A 2,637-nucleotide genomic window follows, 5' to 3' on the forward strand; every position below is an offset into this window, starting at 1 on the left:
CCAATTTATACGGAAATTCAGGTGAAATGAGTCTGTTCCGATGGTTGTGGATGACCAATTGTAACCACCGTTGGCAACACCGAGCATGTCGCCTGTATCATTGCGGCGGTAGCCCGGGGCTCGCCCACAGGGCGTTTTACTGTCCGCCTCTACCCCCGTTTATTCCGAGAGGCAACGTAACTGAAAACCACAGGCACGGTGATCTGGAGTGTGGAAGAGAAACCAAGTTGTTCCGAAATTCATGTCCAGACCAAAGATACCGCTCGTGGCGGAAGACCAACTGTGTCCGTTGTAGCCGACACGCATCAGATCGCCCCGTAGCCCATTAAGGCCTGCTTCGCGGTAGCCCGGGGCAGTTTTCTCTGTTTTATTCCGAGAGGCAGCGCAACTGAATACCGTGAGCACGGTTATCCGCACTGCCGATGTTCAGGTCTTGCGAACTGAACCATAAAAACCGGCCGTGGATGCCGCTGACCGTCGCCGACCAGTTACAGCCATAGCGACCGACCCCCATCAAATCTCCCAATCGCCCATTGTTGCCCGCATCGCGGAAGCCCGGGGCGGCCCGTCACCCTCCGCCCTCTCCGAAAAAGGACTCAGACCCTCGGCTCCCACCGCACCTCCGTTGCCCCTTCCGCCTGCCCCAGGTATCGCCCCAAAGCATAAAAGTAGTCCGACAACCGATTCAGAAACTCCCGAACCACCTCCGGAACCTCCGGATAACGTTTTGCCGCGCCGACCACCCTTCGTTCCGCCCGCCGACACACCGTCCGACAGACGTGCGCATACGACACTACCGGCCCCCCGCAGGGGAGTGTAAAATGTTGTAGCTCGGGAAGCTCCGCCAACAGGCCGTCGATCTCCCGCTCCAGCCGGGCGATATCCTCGGCATAGACCTGCGGCAGGCGTTTCCCCACCTCTCCCTCCGCCGCCAGCAGCGAAGCGCAACTCATCAGCCGGTCGAGCACCCATTCCAGTTGCGCCCGAGGCATAGCGTGTTTAATGCTCAGTAAATCATGCAAATATCCCGTGTGAGCCATCAGTTCGTCCACCGTTCCGTAAGCCTCTATCCGCGCGTCGTCTTTCGGTGCCCGGGCTCCTCCCACCAGCGAAGTCGTTCCGTCGTCCCCTTTTCGTGTGTAGATTTTCATGCTGAAATAGTTTGTGTGGATTAGAAAAATTCCGGCCGGAACCGATAATTTCCCCGCAGCTCCTCGAACCGCTCCGGAGCCGCACGTAAAGCCGCGTCGTCGGCCCGGATATCGTAGTGTTGCGCCATTCCCGTCGTGATCTCCTCCCACGTCAGCCCGGTGCGCGGATGTCGTTTCGGCGCCTCCGCCGGATACCAGTCGTCCGCTATCGGAAGCCCCAGGAACGCCGCCACCGCCCGCACCGCCAGTGCCGTTCCCATCGCTTTTCCCTGTAGCGAATACCCCGCCACGTGCGGCGTCGCGATCGAGGATAGAGCTAATAACTCTTTGTCGATCAGCGGTTCGTGAGGCCAGACGTCTAATGCGGCCCGCGAGACCCGGCCGCTCCGCAAAGCCTCTTTCAGAGCCGTTTCATGGACGACCTCCCCCCGAGAGCTGTTCAGAAAGACCATCCCCCGTTTCGCTCCGGCGAAAAAGGCCTCCGAAGCCATCTCCCGCGTCGTCTCGTCCAGCGGCACATGCACCGTCACGGCATCCGCACGTTCGAGCAGCTCCTCCAGCGCAACGAACCGTTCGGTTCCCGCCTCGCCTCGCCGCACCCTCGGCGGATCGCAACATATCACGTCGAATCCCGCCTCCTCTGCCGTCTGCCGCACCGCCTCGCCCACATGCCCTACGCCCACGATCCCGAGGGTCGCCCCCTCCGGTCGCACGTCGAGGGCCTCCAACGCGGCGCAAACCCACTGAAGCACCCCTCGTGCATTGCATCCGGCCGCCGTCGCCACCTCGATTCCCGCCCTGCGGCAATAGTCCGTGTCGATATGGTCGTAACCGATGGTCGCCGTGGCGATTATCCGCACCCGGCTCCCGGCCAGCAGTGCCGCGTCGCAGGCCGTGCGTGTCCGGATGATCAGTGCGTCGGCTTCTCGCACCGTATCGGCGTCGATCGCTCCGCCGGGTAGGTAGACCGTTTCGGCATAAGGTTCGAACACGCCTTGGATAAAGGGAATTTTGTCGTCGATTACGATTTTCATGGGTCGGCAGAGCGATTATTTTACAAAGATTATAAATATTTTGCGTCCAGCGTGCGCGGCGCGGGCAAAGAATGGGGTTAGAGGCTGGCAGTTGAAATGCGCAAGCATTTCCCGTCCCCGCACCCATAGGGTGTTTTGTTAGGGTTGTTTCTGCCTTACTAAGTGGGGCCCGCGCGCAGTTTTAGGCGGGTCAAAGCTCTCCCGCGCGCGACTGCTGGAAAAGGAAATCATTCAAACGCGTAGTTCGCGTTTGAATAAGATTTCCGCCAGCGCGCGGACAGAGAACGGGGGTAGAGGCTGCCAGTGGAAATGCGTCAGCATTTCCCGTCCACGGGACGTGGGGCGCTTGGCCGACGCGTTCGCGTCATGGCGCGCGGCCGTTATTACTTTCCTGTTGCTCGCGTGCCCCGCCTAAAGAAGCGATTCAACTATTTCGGCGTGAGCCGAATATA

At 60.1% G+C, this 2,637-nt stretch carries 4 protein-coding genes; all 4 read right to left on the reverse strand.

All coding sequences use genetic code 11. The features are described from left to right. Positions 1-159 precede the first annotated feature (159 nt). Complete coding sequence (locus tag QZ302_RS09700) at positions 160-306, reverse strand: hypothetical protein (protein WP_294594864.1); 147 nt, start codon at positions 304-306, stop codon at positions 160-162. 61 nt (positions 307-367) lie between these two features. After that, on the reverse strand, positions 368-526 hold the full coding sequence (locus tag QZ302_RS09705) for a hypothetical protein (RefSeq protein ID WP_294594866.1): 159 nt from the start codon (positions 524-526) through the stop codon (positions 368-370). A 70-nt stretch (positions 527-596) separates the two neighbouring features. After that, entirely contained in the window at positions 597-1,151 is a 555-nt protein-coding gene (locus QZ302_RS09710; protein ID WP_294594868.1) for a cob(I)yrinic acid a,c-diamide adenosyltransferase, read from the reverse strand. Positions 1,152-1,171: 20 nt separating this feature from the next. Beyond that, entirely contained in the window at positions 1,172-2,185 is a 1,014-nt protein-coding gene (locus QZ302_RS09715) for a 4-phosphoerythronate dehydrogenase (RefSeq protein WP_294594870.1), read from the reverse strand. Positions 2,186-2,637 lie beyond the last annotated feature (452 nt).

The organism is uncultured Rikenella sp. (genome assembly GCF_910579375.1).
GTDB lineage: Bacteria > Bacteroidota > Bacteroidia > Bacteroidales > Rikenellaceae > Rikenella.